Raw genomic sequence first — 20,632 nt, forward strand, 5'->3', positions numbered from 1 at the left:
GGGGGCCGACTCCCGCCGGAGCCACCACGGACCAGGAGTCATCAACCTCATGCGTACCCTCATCAGCACCGCATTCGTCTCCCTCGACGGCGTCGTGGAGGCCCCGGGCGGCGAGCCCGGCTACCGCAACTCCGGCTGGACCTTCAAGGACGTCGAGTTCCTCCCCGAGGCGTACGAGATCAAGGCCGAGGAGCAGGAGGAGGCCGGCGCCCTGATGCTGGGCCGCCTCAGCTACGAGGCGTTCAGCCCGGTGTGGCCGGGCATGGACGAGTTCGCCAGATACAAGGTCCTGCCGAAGTACGTCGTCTCCACCACCCTCGCCGAGGACGACCTCGTCACCGACTGGGGCGACACCGCGATCCTGCGCTCCCTCGACGAGGTCGCCGCCCTGAAGGAGACCGAGGGCGGCCCGATCATCGTGCACGGCAGCGCCACCCTGAACCACGGCCTCTCCGACGCGGGCCTCATCGACCGCTACCACCTGCTGGTCTTCCCGCTGCTGCTGGGCGCGGGCAAGCGGCTGTACAGCGACACCTCCAAGGACACCCAGAAGCTGAAGCTCGTCGAGCACCGGGCCTACGCCAACGGCCTCCAGAAGAACGTCTTCGACGTCGTCCACTGACCTGGATCCCGCCCCCGGTCCCGCCCCCGACCCCGACCGCGCTGGCGGCCCCGGCCCCGGCCCCGGCCGCGAACGGCGTCAGGCCAGCAGCGCCTCGCCCCGGCCCGTGCGCGCGTACAGCACGCTGCGCCCGGTGCGGTGGCCGCGTACCAGCCCCGCCGCGGCGAGCTTGTGGAGCTGCACCGAGACGCCGCCCGCGGCCAGCCCGGTGCGCCGGGCCAACTCGTCGGTGGTGGCCGGGGTTTCGAGGAGCAGCAGCAGCCGCGCCCGGGTCGCGCCGAGCGCGGCGGCCAGGTCCGGGCGGGCACCGGTGTCCGCCTCCCACAGCGTGCCGATGCCGCGGACCGGGTAGCGCACGACGGGTGTCCAGGGCTCGCTGGTCTTGACCCAGACGCGCGGCCAGGCGAACGCGGAGGGGACGAGGACGAGCCCGCGGCCGTCCAGCACGCGCCTGCGCGGTCCGGCGGCGCCCGCCCGGTTGGCGACCGTCAGGGTGCCGGAGCCGGCGTGTGCGTGCCAGGTCAGGTCGGGGTGGATGTCGCGGAACATCGCCGCGGGCCCGCTCCGCGTCAGCGTACGGGCCCGGTGGTGGACGTCGGACTCCAGCAGCCCGCGGATCCGGGGCCAGGAGGGCGCGAGCGTCCGCTCCCAGTACGCCCGCAGGTCCCCCGTGGCCGCGGCCAGCTCGCGCCGCGGCGCCCGGAGCATCGGGGCCAGCGCCGGCGGCACGCCGTCCGGGAACACCCCGCGAAGATCCCGCCGCACCACGTCCGCCGGCGTGGCCGCCACCCGCTCCAGCTCGTCGCCGACGGTCGCCAGCGGCGAGGCGGGGGTGGGCGCGAGGAAGCCGGGGAGGTGGTCGCGGGGGCCGGCGGTCAGCGCGCGGGTGCGGGCCGTCCGCGCCTGACCGGCGCGCAGCAGCGGGTCGTCCCGGTGGGCGGTGAGCCACGGCATGTGGATGGCGCGCGCGGCCGGCGCGTGCAGCGCCCGGATGCTCGCCAGCAGCTCCCAGGCAGGGGAGATCGCCCAGCGCAGCAGGCTCAGATCGGCTGCGCCGAGAGCGAGGACGAACGTCGTACGGGACATGGCCGATTCACCCTAGCGTGAATCCGTTGTGGGCCACCGGGGCGCGTACGGAAGCTGTCCGCCGTGACGAGCGAAGACGTGGTGACGGCGGTCGCGGACGACCCCGAACGCGACCGGCGCCGGTATCTGACGGCGTCGGGAGTGGCCCTGTGGGGCGCCCAGTTCGGGCAGGTGGCGATCCCGCTGACGGCGGTGACGCTGCTGCACGCGGGCGCCACCGGGACGGCCGTACTCAAGACCACCCTGACGCTGCCGTTCGTCGTGCTCGGCCTGCCGGTCGGCGCCTGGCTGGACCGCGTCCGCCGCCGCCCGGTGATGATCCGCGCGGACGTCGTACGGGCACTGGCGCTGGCCACCGTGCCGGCGGCGCACTGGACCGGCCGGCTGACGATGGCGCACCTGTGGGCGGTGGTGCTCGTCGTCGGCGTCGCGACCGTGTTCTTCGACCTCGGCACCCAGAGCTACGTCAAGGACCTGGTCCCGCCGGCCCGGCTCGCCCGGATGAACGGCCGGCTGGCCACCGTCACCCAGACCGCCCTGGTCTGCGGCCCGCCCCTGGCCGGCTGGGCGGCCGGACTCCTCTCCGCCCCGGCCGTCCTCGCGGCCACGGCAGCGGGCTACGCCTGGTCCGCGCTGTGGCTGTCCCGCATCCGCGGCGCGGAGCACCCCGCGGGCGGGCAGGGCCCGCCGGGCACCGGGCCCGCGCGCCGCCGGCTGCCGTACGAGATCGCCGAGGGCGCCCGGTTCGTCTGGCGCCAACCGGTGCTGCGGGCGGTGCTGCTGGCGGGGTGCCTGGTCAACGTCGGCGTCGCGGCGGCGATCACGCTGCTCCCCGTACTCACCCTCACGTCCCTGGGCTGGACCGAGGCCGAACTCGGCCTCTTCCTCGGCACCGGCGGCATCGGCGGCCTGGCGGGCGCCCTGACGGCGGTGCCCCTCGCCCGCCGCCTGCACGCGGGCCGGTCGGTCCTGCTGATCGGCGCGGCCGTCGGCCCGCTGTCCCTGACCCTGCCCCTCCTCGGCGCCCCGGCCCCGGGCTGGCTCGTCGCGACGGGCTGGGCGCTGGTGATGTACAAGGTCGGGTTCGACTCCGTCGTGATGACGACCTTCCGCCAACAGGTCACGCCACCGCATCTGATGGGCCGCGTCAACGGCACGATGCGCGTGCTGTTCACCGCGGCGGTGGCCCTCGGCGGCGCGGCGGCGGCCCTGGGCGCCGCGGTCGGCATCCGCTGGGTCCTGGCGGCCGCGGCACTGGCCCTGGCGGCCGTCTGGGTCCCGATCGCCCTCTCGCCGCTGCGCTCCGCGGCGTCCCTGGACACCCTCACGTAACGCACGCCGGCCGCGGCCGTCCCCAATTCGGGTGATCTGTATTCTCTCCCCGAGGAATTTACCGCAGTTGCCTCTAGGCTTTGTGCCGCAGGTGCAGTTCTTCTGGCAAGGTCTCCAGCTTCAAGTCGCGTCGCGGCCGGGTTGCTTCATGCGGGAGCTTGGGTGCGGATGGATGGCTGTCATGCTCAATGAGGGGTCCTCCCACACCGACAGGAACTTCGTCGTCGAGCCATTCAGCGCCAACTGCCGCGCCATTTACCGCAAGGGCGCGCACGTCGTCATGGGAGTCAGCCCCGGGAACAGTTACTTCCGGGTCGACCTGCTCGGCAGGCTGCTGCGCTGGCTGCGCGCGCACTTCCAACAGATCGACGTGGTCATTCCCGACACGGCGCTCGTCGCGACGTATCTGGCCATGGGCTACTCGTCGCAGAAGTCCGCGAAGAAGTCCCACGCCGAGATCAGCGTGCTGCACAACCGCGTGCACCGGGGCTGGGAGGCCGCGGGCGGTCCCCGTCCCGCGGACGGGCTGCACATGATGTCCGCACTGGAAGCGCGGCCCGCCTATCAGCGTGCGCTGCGCACCGCCGAGGACGCGCTGGCGGCCGATCCGGGACTGCGCGCCACCGCGCTGGGTATGAGCCGCACATTCCTGTCGTCCCGGCTGCGGGACAGCGAAACCGATTGCGTACAGACGGAACTCGGGACGCGCTACCTCCTCGCGGAACTCCCCTTCTTGCTGGCCTCCGCGGACATCTTCGAAGTGAACTCGTCCCTGTGCTTCTACCACCAGCCGGTGCCGCTGGCCGAGGCGCTCTTCACCCGCGGGTCCCCGCTGCGCGCCCCGTCGAGCCAGGCGTACGCGATCATCCGTCCCGCCTCCGCCACCGCCTGACGGCCGCGCTATCCCGCCCCGCCGCCGACCCGCGCGGTGATCACGACGTAGCCGAGGTGCTCGTCGGCCTCGGCCAACTGCGCGACGAGGCGGCCCGTCAGCTCCACCGTCTCCACGCCGTACGCGGCGGTCAGCTCCTGCCGGCGGTCCTCGAAGGCCGTCCGGCCGCGGCGCCCGCTGTGGCGCGTGTACCGGCCGATGTCCGCCGCGTCCAGGACCTCGAACCCCGCCGCGCCGAGCAGTTCGAGCAGGCGCTGCCGCGTGCTCACATGGACGGACGGCACCTCTTCCATCCACCTGCGGCCTCCCTGCCCGGCCGGGGGCTCCACCATGTCCGTCAGCACCAGCAGCCCGCCCGGCCGCAGGCAGCGCGCCGCCTCCGCGAACGCCGCCCCCTTGCCGCCCGTTTCCGTGTCGGGCAGGTGGGAGGTGACCTCCAGCAGCAGGGCACGGTCGAAGGAGTGCGCGGGGGCCCAGCCCGAGCCGGCGACCCGCCAGCCGGGCGAGGCCGTCGGCGGCCTCGGCGATCGTGGCCGGGTCCTCCGCTCCGGTGTAGTACCCCATGTGCATGGCGCGGGTGCCCCGGATCGCCACACCCACGTCCGCGAGGGCCTCGTAGTGGTGGGCGACGGTGCGTCGTTCGTCTTGCTGCTCCATGGCGGCCTCGTCACTCCGGTGACGGTCGGGAACGGCGGGCCGGCGGCCGGGCGAGGCGCCGGGCCGACGCGCGGGCGCAGCCGAAGGCGAGGCTGCCGCCCAGGGCGGCACCCCACCCCAGCCTGGCCCGGCGGGACGGGGGGAAGCGGTCGTGGCGGGCGCCGACGGCCTGGCGCAGGGCGTACCGGGTCATCCGCACGTACTGCCGCGGCAGTTCCCGTACGACGGGATCCGCCGACTGCCACCAGGTGCCGGCCTGCTCCAGGTACCGCAGGGCACGGTCGGCCTCGAAGCGCACCAGCTCGCGTACGGCGCCCGTCGGCCGCCGCTCGCGGACGGCCCGGACCAGGGCGGGGCGGTCGAGGCCGAACGTCCGCAGATCCTCCAGCGGCAGGCCGAGCCGTCCGGCCGCCAGGTCCTCTTCGAGGTCGCGGAGGTTGTCGACCAGTTGCAGTCCGAAGATGGCCGCCACGGCCCCGTTCCCGGCCGCCTGGCTGCCGTGGGCGCGCCGCCCCAGCAGCGCGTTGACCCAGAGGATGTACGGGACGCCCGAGCCGCGGATGTACCGCTCCAGGTCCGCGAAGGAGGCGTACTCGGTGACGTGCGCGTCGCTCGCCATCGTCGCCAGGAACTGCCGGACGGAACCCGGGGGCACCTCCCACACCCGGGTGAAGTGCGCGAACGCGCGGGCCAGTCGCCGCCCGACGGCGTCCTCGCGTGACCCCGGCGGCCGGTCCCACGGATCGTCGCCGTCCAGAAGCGCGAGGACGTCGCGCGCGTACGCGGCGTAGCGCGTCACGCGGTCCGCCGCGGGCACGCGGGGATCGTCGATGAGCGCGTCCACGTGGATGGTGAACGCCTGGATCGCGTCGCAGTAGGGGCGTCGGCCGGGCGGCAGCAGCATCCGCGGCATGGCGTAGACGAGGACGCCGCGGCGGCGCATGAACGCCTCGCACACGGCGTAGTCCTCGCGGCGCCCCGCCCGGTCGATCGCCGAGGTCACCCGTCTGCCCGCCGCAGGACCCAGGTGTCGTAGAGCGAGTGCGGGCCGGAGGGGTTGGCGGAGTAGTTCTCGTGGACCTCCGCGCCGGTGAACCCGTGCTCGGCCGCCAGGCGGCGGACGGTGGCGTGCGGCAGCGGGTAGTAGCGGTGCAGGTCGCGTGTCCGGGTGTAGGCGTCCCCCGGCCGGCCGCCGCTTTCCGCCGGGCTGAACTGGGTGTACGCCATGTCCACGAAAGCGGCCCCGGCCGGCGCGGTGAACGTCCAGATGTACGAGATGTCTCCCAGCTCCAGCGCCATGACGCGCGGCGCGGCCGGGGCGAAGAACTTCTCGTAGAATCCCCGGCCGAAGACGTCGAAGACGAACGTGCTGCCGGGCCGCAGCACGCGGGCCACGGCGCCCAGTGTTCCGTCGATCTGCGACTCCGAGAGATAGTTCAGCCCGCCGGCCGCGCTGATGACGGCGTCGAACTCGCCCACCTCCGCGGGAATGTCGGGAAGCTCGGCCTGGATCAGGGTGGTCCGTTCCAGCCGGGACCGCGCGTGTTCCAGCATTGCCGGAGACCGGTCGAGTCCGGTGACGGCGTATCCGCGCCGCGCCAGTTCGGCGAGCATCAGACCGGTGCCGCAGCAGATTTCCAGGACTTCCCGTACGGGGCGGTGCCGGCCCCGCCAGACGGTCTGGAGAAAGTCGGCGACGTGGTCGCGTGCGGACTCCTCCTGCTGGCTGACCGCCCAGTCGGCCAGTCGGTCGTAGGACGCCGCGAGACTCGCGTACGGATCGGCCCGGGTGATTCCGGTGACACTCACTCGATCACTGCACCTTCCTGTGCCCCGTTTCTCGATGCGCCGTCGCACCGGGCTGACGCCGAGGCCGACTTTTTCTTTCTTCCCTGCTTTCTCCGCGTGGCAGGCGTAATTCGCCCTAATGAGTGATCCGCGTGGCCGCTGCGACGGCGAAAGGGCGTGCGGACAGGGAGAGTTCGCCGCGGCGGACGCCGCCGGCGGCCCTCGGGGCGGACGGACCGGCCGGGACCTTCACGGACGAGGCGGGGGAACTGCCCTGGTAGGAGCGGGGGGTCCGGGGACGCGGGGGCGTGACCGGTACCACGGGGTGACACCAGCCCTAGGGGGCGGAGGGGGGGTAACCCCTACCAAGGCCGGGGGGATCCCGGATCGTGCGGGGGCGGCGTGATCCGTAACTTCGGGGGTGTCGTCGCAACGGCGGTGCACACCGACCCCGGAGGACCCCGTGATTCAGCTCCCCAGCCGCCCGGCCGTCGCGGCGTTCGCCCGGTTCGTGCTCTGCGGCGGCGGCGTCGGCCTGGCCTCCAGCGGCGCGCTCGTGCTCCTCGACGGGGCCATGCCGATGATGGTCGCCAATGCGCTGATCACCGTGGTCTCCACGCTGCTGGCCACCGAGCTGCACGGCCGGGTGTCGTTCCGCAGCGGGCGCGGCGGCTGGCGCGTCCACCTCCAGTGCGCGCTGACGGTCGCCGTGTCCTACGCCTTCACCACCGCCGCCCTGCTGGCGCTGCACGCACTCCGGCAGGACCCCTCGGTCGCCACCGAGCAGGCCGTCTACCTCTCCGCCTCGGCCCTGGCGGGCATAGGCCGCTTCGCGGTCCTGCGCGCGGTCGTCTTCGCCGACACCCACCGGGTCCGCCGGGTGCCCCGCACCCCGGCACTCGCCAGGACGTCCGTGACGATCGTCGCGTAGCCCCCGGGCGGGGGCGCACCGCGGACCACCGCGAACGTGGCCGGGCCGGCCCCCGGGGGAGGGGGCCGGCCCGGCGGTGTCAGGCGGGGGCTACTTCAGGTCGAAGCGGTCCAGGTCCATGACCTTCGCCCAGGCCGCGACGAAGTCGTGCACGAACTTCTCCTTCGCGTCGTCGCTCGCGTACACCTCCGCCACCGCGCGCAGCTCCGAGTTCGAGCCGAAGACCAGGTCCGCGCGGGTGCCCGTCCACCTGATCTCGCCGGATGCGTCGCGGGCCTCGAAGAGCTGGCCGTCGCCGTTGGCCGACGTCCAGGTGGTGGCGAGGTCGAGCAGGTTGACGAAGAAGTCGTTCGTCAGCCTGCCCGGGGTCTCGGTGAGGACGCCGTGGGCGGTCTGCTGGTGGTTGGCGCCCAGGACGCGCAGGCCGCCGACGAGGACCGTCATCTCCGGGGCGGTCAGGGTGAGCAGGTTGGCGCGGTCGAGCAGCAGGTACTCGGCCGGGAGGCGGTTGCCCTTGCCCAGGTAGTTGCGGAAGCCGTCCGCGGCCGGTTCCAGCGCCGCGAAGGACTCGGTGTCCGTCTGCTCCGCGGTGGCGTCCGTACGGCCCGGGGTGAACGGGACCCGGACCTCGACGCCGCCGTCCTTGGCCGCCTTCTCGACGCCCGCCGCGCCGGCGAGGACGATCAGGTCGGCCAGCGAGATCCGCTTGCCGCCGGACTGCGCCGAGTTGAACGCCTCCTGGACGTCCTCCAGGGTGTGCAGCACGTGCGCGAGGCGGTCGGGGTCGTTGACGTCCCAGCCGCTCTGCGGCTGGAGGCGGATGCGGGCGCCGTTGGCGCCGCCGCGCATGTCGCTGTCGCGGTACGTCGAGGCCGACGCCCAGGCCGTCGAGACCAGGTCGGAGACCGACAGGCCGGAGTCCAGCAGCCGGGTCTTCAGCGCCGCGACGTCCGCCGCGTCGACCAGCTCGTGCGTGACCTCCGGCAGCGGGTCCTGCCAGATCAGGTCCTCGGCCGGCACCTCCGGGCCGAGGTAGCGCACCTTCGGGCCCATGTCGCGGTGGGTCAGCTTGAACCAGGCGCGCGCGAAGGCGTCCGCGAACTCCGCGGGGTTGTCCTTGAAGCGCCGCGAGATCTGCTCGTACGACGGGTCGACGCGCAGCGACAGGTCCGTCGTCAGCATCCTCGGCTCGTGCCGCTTCGAGGCGTCGTGGGCGTCGGGCACGGTGCCGGCGCCGGCACCGTCCTTCGGCCGCCACTGGTTGGCGCCCGCGGGGCTCTTGAACAGCTCCCACTCGTAGCCGAAGAGGATCTCGAAGAAGCTGTTGTCCCAGGCGGTGGGGGTGTCGGTCCAGGTGACCTCAAGGCCGCTGGTGATCGTGTCGCCGCCCTTGCCGGTGCCGTGGCTGTTGGCCCAGCCCAGGCCCATGGCCTCGATCGGGGCCGCCTCGGGGTCGGGGCCGACGGCGTCGGCGGGGCCGTTGCCGTGGGTCTTGCCGAAGGTGTGGCCGCCGGCGATGAGGGCGACGGTCTCCTCGTCGTTCATCGCCATCCGGCGGAACGTCTCGCGGATGTCGCGGGCCGCGGCGAGCGGGTCGGGGTTGCCGTTGGGGCCCTCGGGGTTGACGTAGATGAGGCCCATCTGCACGGCGCCCAGCGGGTTCTCCAGCTCGCGGTCGCCGCTGTAGCGCCGGTCGCCGAGCCACTCGGTCTCGGGGCCCCAGTAGACGTCCTCCTCGGCCTCCCAGACGTCCGCACGCCCGCCCGCGAAGCCGAAGGTCGTCAAGCCCATCGACTCCAGCGCGACGTTGCCGGAGAGGACCAGCAGGTCGGCCCAGGACAGGTTCTGGCCGTACTTCTGCTTCACCGGCCACAGCAGCCGGCGGGCCTTGTCGAGGTTGCCGTTGTCCGGCCAGCTGTTCAGCGGCGCGAAGCGCTGCTGGCCGGAGCCGGCGCCGCCGCGGCCGTCGTGGATGCGGTACGTACCGGCGCTGTGCCACGCCATCCGGATGATCAGCGGGCCGTAGTGGCCGAAGTCCGCCGGCCACCAGTCCTGCGAGGTCGTCAGCGTCTCGGCGATGTCCCGCTTGACCGCGGCCAGGTCCAGGCTCGCGAACGCCTCGGCGTAGTCGAAGTCCTCGCCGAGCGGGTTGGAGGCGGGCTGGTTCTTGGTGAGGATCTTCACGTTCAGGCGCTCGGGCCACCACTGGCGGTTGCCGCCGCCCTGGGTCGGGTGCGGGGCGCGCCCGTGCGCGACGGGGCAGCCCTCCGCGCCCTCCATTTTCGCGTCGGTGACGATTGCATCGGGGTTCTCGGACATGAAAATCCTTCCGGACCATGCGGTTTGAGGGTGCGGTGCTCGGGGGCCGCGGGGCGGAGGAAGTGTGGAAGTGCCGGGGCAGGCGCGGGCGACCGGCGTGGGGTGGCCGGTTTCCGCCCGGACGCGACCCTCGAACCGGGCTCCGGGCAGCCTTGCGGTTCGAAACGGCGGCGTACGCGCATGTCGGAGTCTTCGTCTCCTGCCGTACGAGGTCTTCCTGTTTCCTGTGGCTTTCGCCGACTCCGATCCTACGGTGGACACGTTCTAAGTCAAGAAGCGCGCCAAGTCCGTATCGTATCGGAGCAGGGACGACGGCTGGATCCGGACACCAGTCCTACGAGGTCAGAGCCAGCCGTTGCGGCGGAAACCCCGGTGTACCACGTAGCAGGCCGCCGCGATCACCAGCAGCGTCGCCGGATAGCCGTAGACGGAGCCCAGCCCCGGCATGTGGTCGAAGTTCATCCCGTACACCCCGCACACCATGGTCGGGATCGCGATGATCGCCGCCCACGCCGTGATCTTCCGCATGTCCTCGTTCTGCGCCACGGTCACCTGCGCCAGATGCGCCTGGAGGATCGAGTCCAGCAGCGCGTCGTACGACGTGATCTGGTCGGTGATCCGCTGGAGGTGGTCGGCGACGTCCCGGAAGTACGCCCGTATCCCCGGCGCGATGTGCGGCATGGGGCTGGTGGCGAGCCGCTGGAGCGGCCGGTCCAGCGGGGCGACGGCCCGGCGCAGCTCCAGCAGCTCCCGCTTGAGCTGGTAGATCCGGCCCGCGTCGCCGCCGCGGGCGTGCTCGCTGAAGACGGTGGACTCCACGTCGTCGATGTCGCGCTGCACCGCGTCGGTCACCGCGAGGTAGTCGTCGACCACGTGGTCGGCTATCGCGTGCAGCACCGCGGCCGGGCCCTGGGCGAGCTGCTCCGGCGAGGACTCCAGCGTCTCGCGCAGCGGGCCCAGCGAGCCGTGCGTCCCGTGCCGGATGGTGATCACGAAGTCGGGGCCCGCGAAGACCATCAGCTCGCCGGTGTCGACGACCTCGCTGGTCGCGGTCAGCTCCGCGTGCTCCACGTAGCGGACGGTCTTGAAGACGGCGAACAGCGTGTCGTCGTACTGCTCCAGCTTGGGCCGCTGGTGCGCGTGGACGGCGTCCTCGACCGCCAGCGGATGCAGCCCGAAGAGGTCGGCGAGCCCGGCGAACTCCTCCTGGCGCGGCTCGTGCAGCCCTATCCACACGAACCCGTGCCCGCGTTTGCGCACCTGCCGCAGCGCCTCGTCGGCCGGGCAGTTGCCCTGCTGGAGGCGCTCGCCGTCGAGGTACGACACGCAGTTCACCACCGCGCTGCCGAGCGGCGAGCGGGCGTGGTGGCTGAGGTCCACGGTGCGCCGGGGTGCCCTGCGCACCACGTGGCGCAGGCTCTTGATCATCGACACGGCGGACTCCTTCGGCGTACCGGTGGCCAGTCTGCCACCGGTACGCCGTCCGCCGGGCGCCTTGGCGACGATCACCCGGGGACCGGGAGGGGAGCGCGGGGGGAGCGCGGTCAGCGGCCGGCCGCGCGCCCCGGGCGGCGCTGCACGTAGATGCGTCCGTCGCGCCCGCCGGTCCACTCCAGGCGTACGACGCCGGGGACGGCGGCGTCGGCGATGCGGGCGGGGTCGGCCCAGTAGCCGAAGTTCGGATTGCGGAAGAACGTCGCCCACAGCCCGCCGCTCGCGTCGGCGAAGAAGTTGTTGTGCCCGGCGCCGACGCCGGCGGTCCAGCGCCGGGAGTACGGGCCCTCGAAGCGGTCGGCGACGGCGACGACCGCGTCGTACTGGTACTGCACGCGGCCGGCGCCGCCCGGCTCGTACGCGTGCCGCGTGCTGCCGTACGGGTCGAGCGAGGCCCGGTTCCACGCGGCGTGCAGCAGGAAGTACTTCCCGCGGTGCCGGAAGACGTACGCGCCCTCCAGATACGGCTCGGGGGAGTAGCGCTGCTGCGCGAAGCGCGGCAGCTTCGTCGTCGGGACGATGTCCTCCATGTCGTCGCGGAACCTCGCGTACAGGTCGTTGTGCAGGACCAGCCAGGCGTCGTCGCCCTCGGTGTAGAGGCTGCCGTCGATGTGGTGGTACGCGCCGGGCTCGATGAACGGCGGGCCGCCGGTCAGCGGGTCGCCGAAGGGCTTGTCGAGGTTCCCCTCGACGAGCCGGTAGGGGCCCTCCACCCCGCCTTCGCTCACCAGCATGAACGAGCCGACCAGGCGCGCGTGGTCGCCCATGCACGCCACGATGTACCAGCGCCCGCGGAAGTAGTGCACCTCCGGCGCCCAGGCGTTGGCCCGCTTGCCGAACACGTCGTCGTGCCAGTACTCCTGCCACGGCGCGACGACGGTACGCCCCGGCCGGTTCTCGCCGGCGAACTCCGGCGACCACACCTTGCCCTTCTCCGCGTCCGGCCGGATGCCGGTGGTGTCGGCCAGCCGCCACGGGCCGCGCAGCGAGCGGGCCGTCCACACGAAGATCCCGTCGTTGTACGGGCTCGCCGTCTCCAGCCCGGGGACGCGGGTGGTGCCGGTGGCGACGTAGAGCGGCCGGCCGCCGACGTCGAAGCAGTTGACGTAGGTGTCCCGCATCCACACCACGCCGCGCTCCTCGTCGCGGGGGCGCAACTCCAGCGGCAGCACGAAGGAGTTGTCCTCGCGCGGCCACAGGTCGGCGCGGGTGTCGGCGAGCCCGTACGGCTCGGGGTCCGGCCAGTTCCCCGGGCCGCCGCCCGTGCCGCTCCCGGCCGCCGGGTGGTCCCCGGCCCCGGATCCCGGCGCCCCGGATCCCGGCGCCGCGGACGCCGGTGCGGGGCCCAGCGCCGCCGCCGCTCCCACGGAGCCGGCGCCGGCCAGCAGGGACCGCCGGCCGATGGACGTACCGCTCGCGGAGTGGGTCATCGTCTCTCGTCCTCCCTCGTCGCGCCGCTCGCGCCGGCGGCCTGGCGCCCAGCATGCGAACGCCCGAAGATTTTCGTCAACAGGTCGGAAAAATAATCCGGACGGGCCCGGCGCGCCGCCCGGCCCGGGCCACCGGGCATCGCCGCTGGTCACGCAAGATCCATCGTGCGGCAGCCGCAACGGAGTTTTGTGACGGGAGCCTTGCGGCCGTGTGTTTCTTTTTTCCGACCTGTTGACGAAAAACTCGGGGCGTCCCCATGCTGTCCGCCATGCACCCCTCCGCAGGCCCCCTGACCCGCCTCCGCCGAGAGCACGAGGAACTCGTGCTCTCCCTGCTGCGCAAGCACGGCCCCCTCAGCCGCGGCGAACTCGGGACCCGCTGCGGACTGTCCCGCACCACCCTCTACGACATCGTCGGCGACCTCGTCGCCAGCGGCGCCGTCGTCGCCTCCGTACCGCTGGCCGAGGAGCGGCGGCGCGGCCGGCCCGTGGAGAAGCTCTCCCTCAACCCCGACGCCGGACAGGCCCTCGGCATCGACTTCGCCCGCCGCGCCGTCCACGTCGCCGCCGTCAACGTCGCCCACGAGATCGTCGGCTCCGCCAGCGAGCAGCACGCCCCCGACCTCACCTGGGAGGAGCGCGTACGGCTCGCCGAACGGCTCGTCGGCACCCTCACCGGCGGCGCGCTGCGCCTCGGCGCGCTCGACGCCGTCGGCGTCGGCGTCGTCGGCCCCGTCGGCGCCCCCGGCGAGCTGACCGCGGACGGCCGGCGCCTGGACGTGCTCTCCGAACTGCTGCGCAAGAGCTTCGGCGTGCCCGTACTGCTGGACAACAACACCCGCCTCGCCGCCCTCGCCGAAGCCACCTGGGGCGCCGCCGCCGACGACGCCGACGTGCTCTACCTGCGCGTCTCCCACGGCGTCGGCGGCGGCCTCGTCGTCGGCGGCTCCCTGCACCGCGGCGCCTTCGGGCTCTCCGGCGAACTCGGCCACGTCACCGCCGTACCGGCCGGCGCCCCCTGCGAGTGCGGCGGCACCGGCTGTCTGGAGACCGTGGCCTCCGTCGGCGCCGTACTCGACGCCTACCGCGCCGCCGGCGGCCGCGCGGACGACCTCGCCGCCTTCACCGCCGCGCTCGCCGCCGGCGACGCCGCGGCCCGCGCCGTCCTCGCCGTCGCCGGCGCCCACATCGGCACCGTCCTCGCCGCCGTCTGCAACGCGATCGGCCCCGGCGTGATCGTCATCGGCGGCGAACTCGCCCGCACCGGCGAGGCGCTCACCGGCCCCGTCGAGCAGGCCCTCGGCGCGCACATCATGCCCGCCTCCCGCGACCGCGTGGTGCTGCGCCCCGCGACCCTCGGCGCCACCGGCGGCGCGCTCGGCGCCATCGCGCTGGTGCTCCACGAATCCCCCCTGCTCTCCCACTACCCCGCAGACGCCGGTCCCCAGGACGACGCGTGAGACGAACGAGGTACGTATGGCCGTGATCACCCCACCCCGGAAGCAGGCCGCCCGGCCGCGCACCCGCCGCACCGAACGGCGCGGCGCGGTCCGCTCCCTCGTACTCAACCTCGTCGCCCTCGCCGCCGGCGTGGCCGTCTGGGCGGTGCTGGCCGCGCTCAACGTGGAGAGCCTGCCGGGGCCGCTGGCGGTGGCGCAGAAGGCCGGCGACCTGATCGCCGACGGCACCCTCGCCGACGACCTCCTCGCCAGCCTGCGCCGCGTCTTCACCGGCTTCGCGCTCGGCACGGCACTGGCGATCCCCGTGGGCTTCCTGATGGGCTGGTACCCCACGGCCCGCGGGCTGCTGGAGCCGTACGTCCAGTTCTTCCGCACCATCCCGCCGCTGGCGCTCATCCCGCTGGCGATCGTGCTCATGGGCATCGGCGAGACGCCGAAGGTCTTCGTCATCTTCCTGGCGGCGTTCCTGTCCTGCGTCGTCGCCGCCTTCCAGGGCGTGGTCGACGTCGACCGCACCCTCATCAACGCCGCCCGGGTCCTCGGCGCCTCCGACCGCGTCATCTTCCTCAAGGTCGTGATCCCGGCGTCGACCCCGTTCATCCTCGTCGGCATGCGCATCGGCCTCGGCGCCGCCTGGGCCACCGTGGTGGCCGCGGAGCTGATCGCCGCCCAGGAGGGCCTGGGCTTCCGCATGCAGCACGCCCAGACCTACTACGACCTCGACACCATCTTCGTGGGACTCATCACCATCGGCGTGCTCGGCCTGGTCATGGACCGGCTGCTGCTGCTCGCCGAGCGCCGTCTCACCGGCTGGCAGGAGCGCCGATGACCGAGAAAATCTCCTTCCGGGACGTCGTGAAGACCTTCCCGATGAAGGGCACCGACTTCACCGCACTCGACGGGGTGTCCCTCGACATCGCCGACCGCGAGTTCGTCACCGTCGTCGGCCCCTCCGGCTGCGGCAAGAGCACCCTGCTCAACATGGCCGCCGGGCTGGCCGAGCCCACCTCGGGCGACGTCCTGGTCGACGGCAGCCCCGTCACCGGGCCGGGCCCCGACCGCGGCGTGATCTTCCAGCAGTACGCCCTCTTCCCCTGGCTGACCGTGCGGCAGAACGTCGAGTTCGGGCTGCGGCTCGCCGGCCTCGCCGCGGACGAGCGCAGGAAGCGGGCCGGCCACGCCATCGAACTCGTCAACCTCACCGACTTCGCCGACGCGCTGCCCAAGACGCTGTCCGGCGGCATGAAGCAGCGCTGCGCCATCGCCCGCGCGTACGCGGTGAACCCGAAGGTGCTGCTGATGGACGAGCCGTTCGGGGCGCTGGACGCGCTGACCCGGGTGCAGTTGCAGGACCAGCTCCTCGACACCTGGAGCCAGGACAAGCGCACCGTCATGTTCATCACGCACGACGTCGACGAGGCGGTCTACCTGGCCAGCCGGGTGGTGGTGATGGCCGCCCGCCCCGGGCGCATCCACCGCGTCGTGGACGTCGCGCTGCCCTATCCCCGTACCGAGGAGATCCGGCTCTCACCCGAGTTCGGCCGGATACGCAACGAGGTCTGGCACTCCGTCTACCACCAGGGCACCGCCCCGGCCGCCGCCTGACCCGCAACCCGAGTCCGCAGCCCGCGCCCCGCACCCGACGCCCGTACAGCCCACCAGACTTCAGCACATCCCGAAAGGACCACCCCGCCATGCGTGCGACCCGTCGTACCCTCGCCCTCTCACTCACCGTAGCGCTGACATCACTCCCGGTCGCCGCCTGCTCCGACGACAACGGCGGCGGCGGTGACGGCTCCACCGTCCGCTTCGGCTACATCAACGACTACAACGGCGCCAGCCTGCTGGCCATCGCCGAGAAGCAGGGCCTGTGGGACAAGGCCGGCCTCGACGCCGAGGTCTCCGTCTTCAACAACGGTCCCATCCAGATCCAGGCCCTCGGCGCCGGCGACCTCGACTTCGGCTATATCGGCCCCGGCGCCATGTGGCTGCCCGCCTCCGGCAAGGCCGACGTCATCGCCGTCAACACCCTCGGCTACGCCGACCGCGTCATCGCCCAGCCCGGCATCACCTCCCTCGCCGGCCTCAAGGGCAAGAAGGTCGGCGTGCCCGAGGGCACCTCCGGCGACATGGCGCTGAACCTCGCGCTCCAGGAGGAGGGCATGTCCATCGACGACGTCGAGAAGGTGCCGATGGACCCCGCGACCATCGTCTCCGCGTTCTCCTCCGGGCAGATCGACGGCGCCGGCCTGTGGTACCCGATGATCGACGAGATCAAGGCCAAGGTCCCCGACCTCGAAGAGGTCGCCAGCACCCGCGACTTCGAGGACGGCTACTTCCCCAACGCCTTCGTCGCCGGCACCGACGTCGACCCCGAACTGTCCACCAAGGTCATCGGAGTCCTCCAGCAGGCCAACGACTGGCGCTTCGAGAACCCCGAGGAGTCCGTCGCCGCCACCGCCGCGATGCTCAAGCTCGACGAGGAGAAGGTCGGGGCCGACGCCGCCAACCAGGAGCTGCTGGCCACCAAGGACCTCGTCGCCAAGTCCGAGGACGGCACCGTCGGCGACTGGCTGAACGACCTCGCCGAGTTCTTCGTCGGCACCGGCCAGCTCGACGAGGCCCCCGACCCGGCGGAGTACTACCGCGGCGACCTCTACGCGAAGGCGTCCAAGTGAACCTGCTGTTCCTCATGACCGACCAGCACCGCGTCGACACCCTGGGCTGTTACGGCAACCCGCACGTCGCCACCCCCCACCTCGACCGGCTCGCCGCCACCGGCACCCGCTTCGACCGGTGCTACACCCCCACCGCCATCTGCACCCCCGCCCGCGCCAGCCTGCTCACCGGCCAGGCGCCGTTCCGCCACCGCCTGCTCGCCAACTACGAACGCAACGTCGGCTACCTGGAGGACCTGCGCCACGACGCGTTCACCTTCCCCGGCGCCCTCGCCGAACGCGACTACCAACTCGGCCTGGTCGGCAAGTGGCACGGCGGCACCCACCGCAACGCCGCCTCCTACGGCTTCGACGGACCCGACCTGCCCGGCTGGCACAACCCCGTCGACCACCCCGACTACCTCGCCTACCTCGCCGAGCGGGGGCTGCCGCCGTACCGGATCTCCGAGCCGGTCCGCGGCACCACCCCCAACGGCAACCCCGGCAACCTCCTCGCCGCCCGGCTCCACCAGCCGGCCGAGGCCACCTTCGAGCACTACCTCGCCACCCGCGCCGTCGAGCAGTTGGAGACGTACGCCGCGACCGGCCGCCCCTTCTTCCTCGCCACCCACTTCTTCGGCCCCCACCTGCCCTACCTGCTGCCCGACGAGTACTACGACATGTACGACCCCGACCTCGTCGAACTGCCCCCCTCGATCGCCGAGACCTTCGAGGGCAAGCCGCCCGTACAGCGGAACTACAGCGCCCACTGGACCTTCGACACCATCCCCGTCGACGTCACCCGCAAGCTCATCGCCGTCTACTGGGGCTACGTCACCCTCATCGACCGGCAGATCGGCCGCATCCTGGCCCGCCTGGACGAACTCGGCCTCACCGACGAGACCGCGGTCCTCTTCACCGCCGACCACGGCGAGTTCACCGGCGCCCACCGCCTCCACGACAAGGGCCCGGCGATGTACGAGGACATCTACCGCATCCCCGGCATCGTCCGCGTCCCCGGCGCCCCGCCGCAGGTCAGGGACGAGTTCGTGACGCTGACCGACTGCACCGCCACCATCTTGGAACTCGCCGGCTGCGACCCCGCGCCCGCCGTCGACAGCCGCAGCCTGCTGCCGCTGGTACGCGGCGAGCACCCCGAGTGGCCGACCGAACTCCTCGCCGAGTTCCACGGCCACCACTTCCCGTACCCGCAGCGCATGATCCGCGACGAGCGCTACAAGCTCGTCGTCAACCCCGAGTCCGTCAACGAGCTGTACGACCTGGCCGCCGACCCGCACGAGCTGACCAACCGCTACGCGCACCCCGAACTGCTGCCCGTACGCCGCCGCATGCTGCGCCGGCTCTACGACCTGCTGCGCGAGCGCGGCGACAACTTCTACCACTGGATGACACCGATGTACGACGTCGGCGCCCTCGACCACGACCCGACCCTCAGCGCATTCGAACCGGAAGGAACCACCGCATGAGAAGGCGGACGTGGACACGGACCGCGCTGCTGCTGTGCGCGCTCCTGGCAGGGCTGCTGCCGCTGTCGCCGGCGACGGCCTCCGGCCCGGCGACGGCCTCCGGATCGGACGGCAAGGCGAAGACCGCCGCTCCGGGGACGTACACCAACCCGGTCACCGAAGGCGTCGTCGACACCTTCCCCGACCCCGTGACGATCCGCGGGAAGGACGGCTACTGGTACGCCTACGGCACCCAGAACCCCGTGTTCCAGACCGGCGGCGAGCAGGACGAGCGGATGCTGCCGATCCTGCGCTCCGCGGACCTGGCGAACTGGGAGTACGCCGGCGAGGTCTTCACCCCCGCCACCCAGCCCGACTGGCACCGGGGCTCGCGGCTGTGGGCCCCCGACATCCGCTACAACGACGGCCACTACACCCTCTCCTACTCCGTCCCCGGCCGCGACACCGTCGGCGCCGCCACCGCGCCCACCCCGACCGGGCCGTGGACGGACACCGGCCCCGTGCTGCCCACGCCCAGCGGCTGCCCCACCGGCGGCATCGACCAGGCACAGTTCACCGACCGCGACGGCAGGACGTACCTGTACTGGGGCAGCTACGACATCCTCTGCGTCGCCGAGATGAACGCCGAACGCACCCGCATCACCGGCGAGGTGACCCAGGTCGCCCAGGGCCGGCGCATGGAAGGCGCGTTCGTCGTCCGCCGCGACGGCTACTACTACCTCTTCTACTCCGACGCCGGCTGCTGCGACGGCGCGTACAGCGGCTACCAGGTCAAGGCCGGCCGCTCCACCAGCCCCACCGGCCCCTTCCGCGACGACGGGGGCGTCGACCTGATGGCGCCGACCAGCAAGGGCGCCATCGTCCTGGGCGCCAACGGCAACCGCTGGATCGGCCCCGGCCACAACGGGCTGACCACCGACCTCGCCGGCCAGGACTGGCTGGTCTACCACGGCATCCCCGCCGACGACCCCGACCTCGACCGCATCCCCGCCCTCCCCGACCGCCAGCTCACCCGCCGCCCCATGCTCATCGACCGGCTCGACTGGATCGGCGGCTGGCCCGTCGTCCGCGGCGGCGCCGGGCCCTCCGAGGGCCCGCAGCGCGCACCCGTCACCGACTGGGACACCGGCGGCACCTTCGCCGGCGGCTCCCTCGACGGCTGGCACGCCGAAGGCGCCGGCACCGGCGGCTGGTCGGTCGCGGACGACGCCGACTCCGGCCCGTACGCGACCCACGAGGGCGGCGCCGGCCGGGCGTTCCTCGTCACCGACGACGCCGCGCCGCGCGACCTGCGCGCCGAGGCCGACCTCAAGGTGGCCGCCGCGGACGGCGCGGCGGGCCTGACCGTCGCCTACCGCGACCCGCGCAACCACACCGCGGTCTGGCTCGACCGCAAGCGCGGCGCGCTGGTCACCGACGTCGTCGTGCACGGCCGCAGCCGCGGCGAGAAGATCACGCCGCTGCCCGCCTCGTACGACTGGGACTCCTGGCACAACGTCACCGCCGAGGTCCGCCGCGGGCACCTGAGCGTCGAGGTCAGCGGCGACCGGCTGCGCGACGCCGTCGCCGCCCAGGAGCGCACGCTCCCCGGGGCCGCCGCCCGGCCCGGCGCCGTCGGCACCGCCGCCCGCGGCACCGGCGCGGCGGCCGACAACGTGGGCGCGGCCCGGCTCCACGAGCCGGTCACCAAGCGCGTACCCGAGCCCGCCACCGGCCGGCTGCTGCCCGGCCACAGCGACGAGTTCACCTCCGCCGCCGTGCCCGGCACCCGGCCCGGCTCGCCGTGGAGCTGGCTGCGCGGCCCCGCGCCCGGCGTCACCACGGACGGCGGCGGAGGCGAACTCGTCTGGCCCACGCAGAACGGCGAGCTGCACCTCGGCAACAACACCGCATCCGTGCTGCTGCGCGACGCCCCCGACGGCGACTACACCGTCACCACCAAGGTCGACTTCGACCCCGGCCAACCCAACCAGCAGGCCGGACTGCTCCTCTACGCGAACGATGACAAGTACGTCAAGATGACCCACTCCGCGCTGCCGCTCAGCCGCGGCGGCGGGACGGTCCTCGACGTCAGCGAGTTCGGGAAGGAAGGCGCGCGGCCCACCACCTCGCCGCCCACGCCCGTCGCCCACGCCCCCATGTTCGGCGGCCCCACCGCCGACACGATGTGGCTGCGGCTGACGTACCGCCACGACGGCGGCAGCGGCGAGCACGAGGTGCGCGCGGCCACCAGCCGCGACGGCCGGACCTGGGTGCACAACGGCGTGTGGACGCTGCCGGGCGACGAACGGCTGAAGATCGGTCTGGTGTCGATGAACAGGGAAGGGGCGGTCGCCCGGTTCGACTACGTACGCACCCACCGGAGCCGGTGACGCCACGCTGATCGGCTCCGACGTCTTGACGATCGGCCCGGCCGCGCTCACCGTTGCTGAGGCTGGTCCACCGGCCCCGCCGGCACCCCGGTGCCGGCGGGGCCG

Annotated in this window: 17 protein-coding genes; 10 read left to right on the top strand and 7 right to left on the bottom strand. The window is 72.9% G+C overall.

Annotation, left to right across the window (positions count from 1 at the left end):
* Positions 1–49: 49 nt before the first annotated feature.
* On the top strand, positions 50–622 hold the full coding sequence (locus QBL21_RS10925) for a dihydrofolate reductase family protein (protein ID WP_407561918.1): 573 nt from the start codon (positions 50–52) through the stop codon (positions 620–622).
* A gap of 78 nt (positions 623–700) precedes the next feature.
* Here QBL21_RS10925 and QBL21_RS10930 read toward each other — a convergent pair whose 3' ends face one another.
* Positions 701–1,708, bottom strand: a complete 1,008-nt coding sequence (locus QBL21_RS10930; protein WP_407561919.1) for a DUF5937 family protein — start codon at positions 1,706–1,708, stop codon at positions 701–703.
* A gap of 63 nt (positions 1,709–1,771) precedes the next feature.
* Here QBL21_RS10930 and QBL21_RS10935 point away from each other — a divergent pair, with 63 nt between their 5' ends.
* A complete protein-coding gene (locus QBL21_RS10935; RefSeq protein ID WP_407561920.1) occupies positions 1,772–3,040 on the top strand; it encodes an MFS transporter in 1,269 nt (422 codons plus the stop codon).
* 181 nt (positions 3,041–3,221) lie between these two features.
* Positions 3,222–3,932 (top strand): tRNA-dependent cyclodipeptide synthase, encoded by a 711-nt coding sequence (locus QBL21_RS10940; RefSeq protein WP_407561921.1) that lies wholly within the window; start codon positions 3,222–3,224, stop codon positions 3,930–3,932.
* A gap of 8 nt (positions 3,933–3,940) precedes the next feature.
* On the opposite strand, the gene QBL21_RS10945 is transcribed toward QBL21_RS10940, so the two are convergent.
* From QBL21_RS10945 to QBL21_RS10955, 3 genes are all read right to left on the bottom strand, one after another.
* Positions 3,941–4,225 (bottom strand): hypothetical protein, encoded by a 285-nt coding sequence (locus QBL21_RS10945; protein WP_407561922.1) that lies wholly within the window; start codon positions 4,223–4,225, stop codon positions 3,941–3,943.
* Between the two features lie 374 nt (positions 4,226–4,599).
* Positions 4,600–5,592: a squalene/phytoene synthase family protein gene (locus tag QBL21_RS10950; protein ID WP_407561923.1), complete on the bottom strand. Its 993-nt coding sequence runs from the start codon at positions 5,590–5,592 to the stop codon at positions 4,600–4,602.
* Entirely contained in the window at positions 5,589–6,398 is an 810-nt protein-coding gene (locus QBL21_RS10955) for a methyltransferase domain-containing protein (RefSeq protein ID WP_407561924.1), read from the bottom strand. The genes QBL21_RS10950 and QBL21_RS10955 overlap by 4 nt, the downstream gene beginning before the upstream one ends.
* A gap of 442 nt (positions 6,399–6,840) precedes the next feature.
* On the opposite strand from QBL21_RS10955, the gene QBL21_RS10960 reads away from it, so the two are divergent.
* Entirely contained in the window at positions 6,841–7,308 is a 468-nt protein-coding gene (locus QBL21_RS10960) for a hypothetical protein (RefSeq protein WP_407561925.1), read from the top strand.
* 90 nt (positions 7,309–7,398) lie between these two features.
* On the opposite strand, the gene katG is transcribed toward QBL21_RS10960, so the two are convergent.
* The 3 genes from katG to QBL21_RS10975 form a co-directional block, all read right to left on the bottom strand.
* Entirely contained in the window at positions 7,399–9,627 is a 2,229-nt protein-coding gene (gene katG, locus QBL21_RS10965) for a catalase/peroxidase HPI (protein WP_407561927.1), read from the bottom strand.
* Positions 9,628–9,969: 342 nt separating this feature from the next.
* Positions 9,970–11,055, bottom strand: a complete 1,086-nt coding sequence (locus tag QBL21_RS10970) for a magnesium and cobalt transport protein CorA (protein ID WP_407566378.1) — start codon at positions 11,053–11,055, stop codon at positions 9,970–9,972.
* A gap of 116 nt (positions 11,056–11,171) precedes the next feature.
* The gene (locus tag QBL21_RS10975; RefSeq protein ID WP_407561928.1) at positions 11,172–12,551 is read right to left on the bottom strand and encodes a family 43 glycosylhydrolase; all 1,380 of its coding nucleotides are present in this window, start codon (positions 12,549–12,551) and stop codon (positions 11,172–11,174) included.
* A gap of 257 nt (positions 12,552–12,808) precedes the next feature.
* On the opposite strand from QBL21_RS10975, the gene QBL21_RS10980 reads away from it, so the two are divergent.
* From QBL21_RS10980 to QBL21_RS11005, 6 genes are all read left to right on the top strand, one after another.
* On the top strand, positions 12,809–14,011 hold the full coding sequence (locus QBL21_RS10980; RefSeq protein ID WP_407561929.1) for an ROK family protein: 1,203 nt from the start codon (positions 12,809–12,811) through the stop codon (positions 14,009–14,011).
* A gap of 16 nt (positions 14,012–14,027) precedes the next feature.
* Complete coding sequence (locus QBL21_RS10985) at positions 14,028–14,840, top strand: ABC transporter permease (protein WP_407561930.1); 813 nt, start codon at positions 14,028–14,030, stop codon at positions 14,838–14,840.
* Positions 14,837–15,616: an ABC transporter ATP-binding protein gene (locus QBL21_RS10990; protein ID WP_407561931.1), complete on the top strand. Its 780-nt coding sequence runs from the start codon at positions 14,837–14,839 to the stop codon at positions 15,614–15,616. Before QBL21_RS10985 ends, QBL21_RS10990 begins: the two co-directional genes overlap by 4 nt.
* An 89-nt stretch (positions 15,617–15,705) precedes the next feature.
* Positions 15,706–16,689: an aliphatic sulfonate ABC transporter substrate-binding protein gene (locus QBL21_RS10995; RefSeq protein WP_407561932.1), complete on the top strand. Its 984-nt coding sequence runs from the start codon at positions 15,706–15,708 to the stop codon at positions 16,687–16,689.
* A complete protein-coding gene (locus QBL21_RS11000; protein WP_407561933.1) occupies positions 16,686–18,155 on the top strand; it encodes a sulfatase-like hydrolase/transferase in 1,470 nt (489 codons plus the stop codon). Before QBL21_RS10995 ends, QBL21_RS11000 begins: the two co-directional genes overlap by 4 nt.
* Positions 18,152–20,527 (top strand): family 43 glycosylhydrolase, encoded by a 2,376-nt coding sequence (locus QBL21_RS11005; protein WP_407561934.1) that lies wholly within the window; start codon positions 18,152–18,154, stop codon positions 20,525–20,527. The genes QBL21_RS11000 and QBL21_RS11005 overlap by 4 nt, the downstream gene beginning before the upstream one ends.
* Positions 20,528–20,632 lie beyond the last annotated feature (105 nt).

Origin of the sequence: Streptomyces sp. 184, from assembly GCF_045781775.1 — a bacterium.
Classification (GTDB): Bacteria; Actinomycetota; Actinomycetes; order Streptomycetales; family Streptomycetaceae; genus Streptomyces.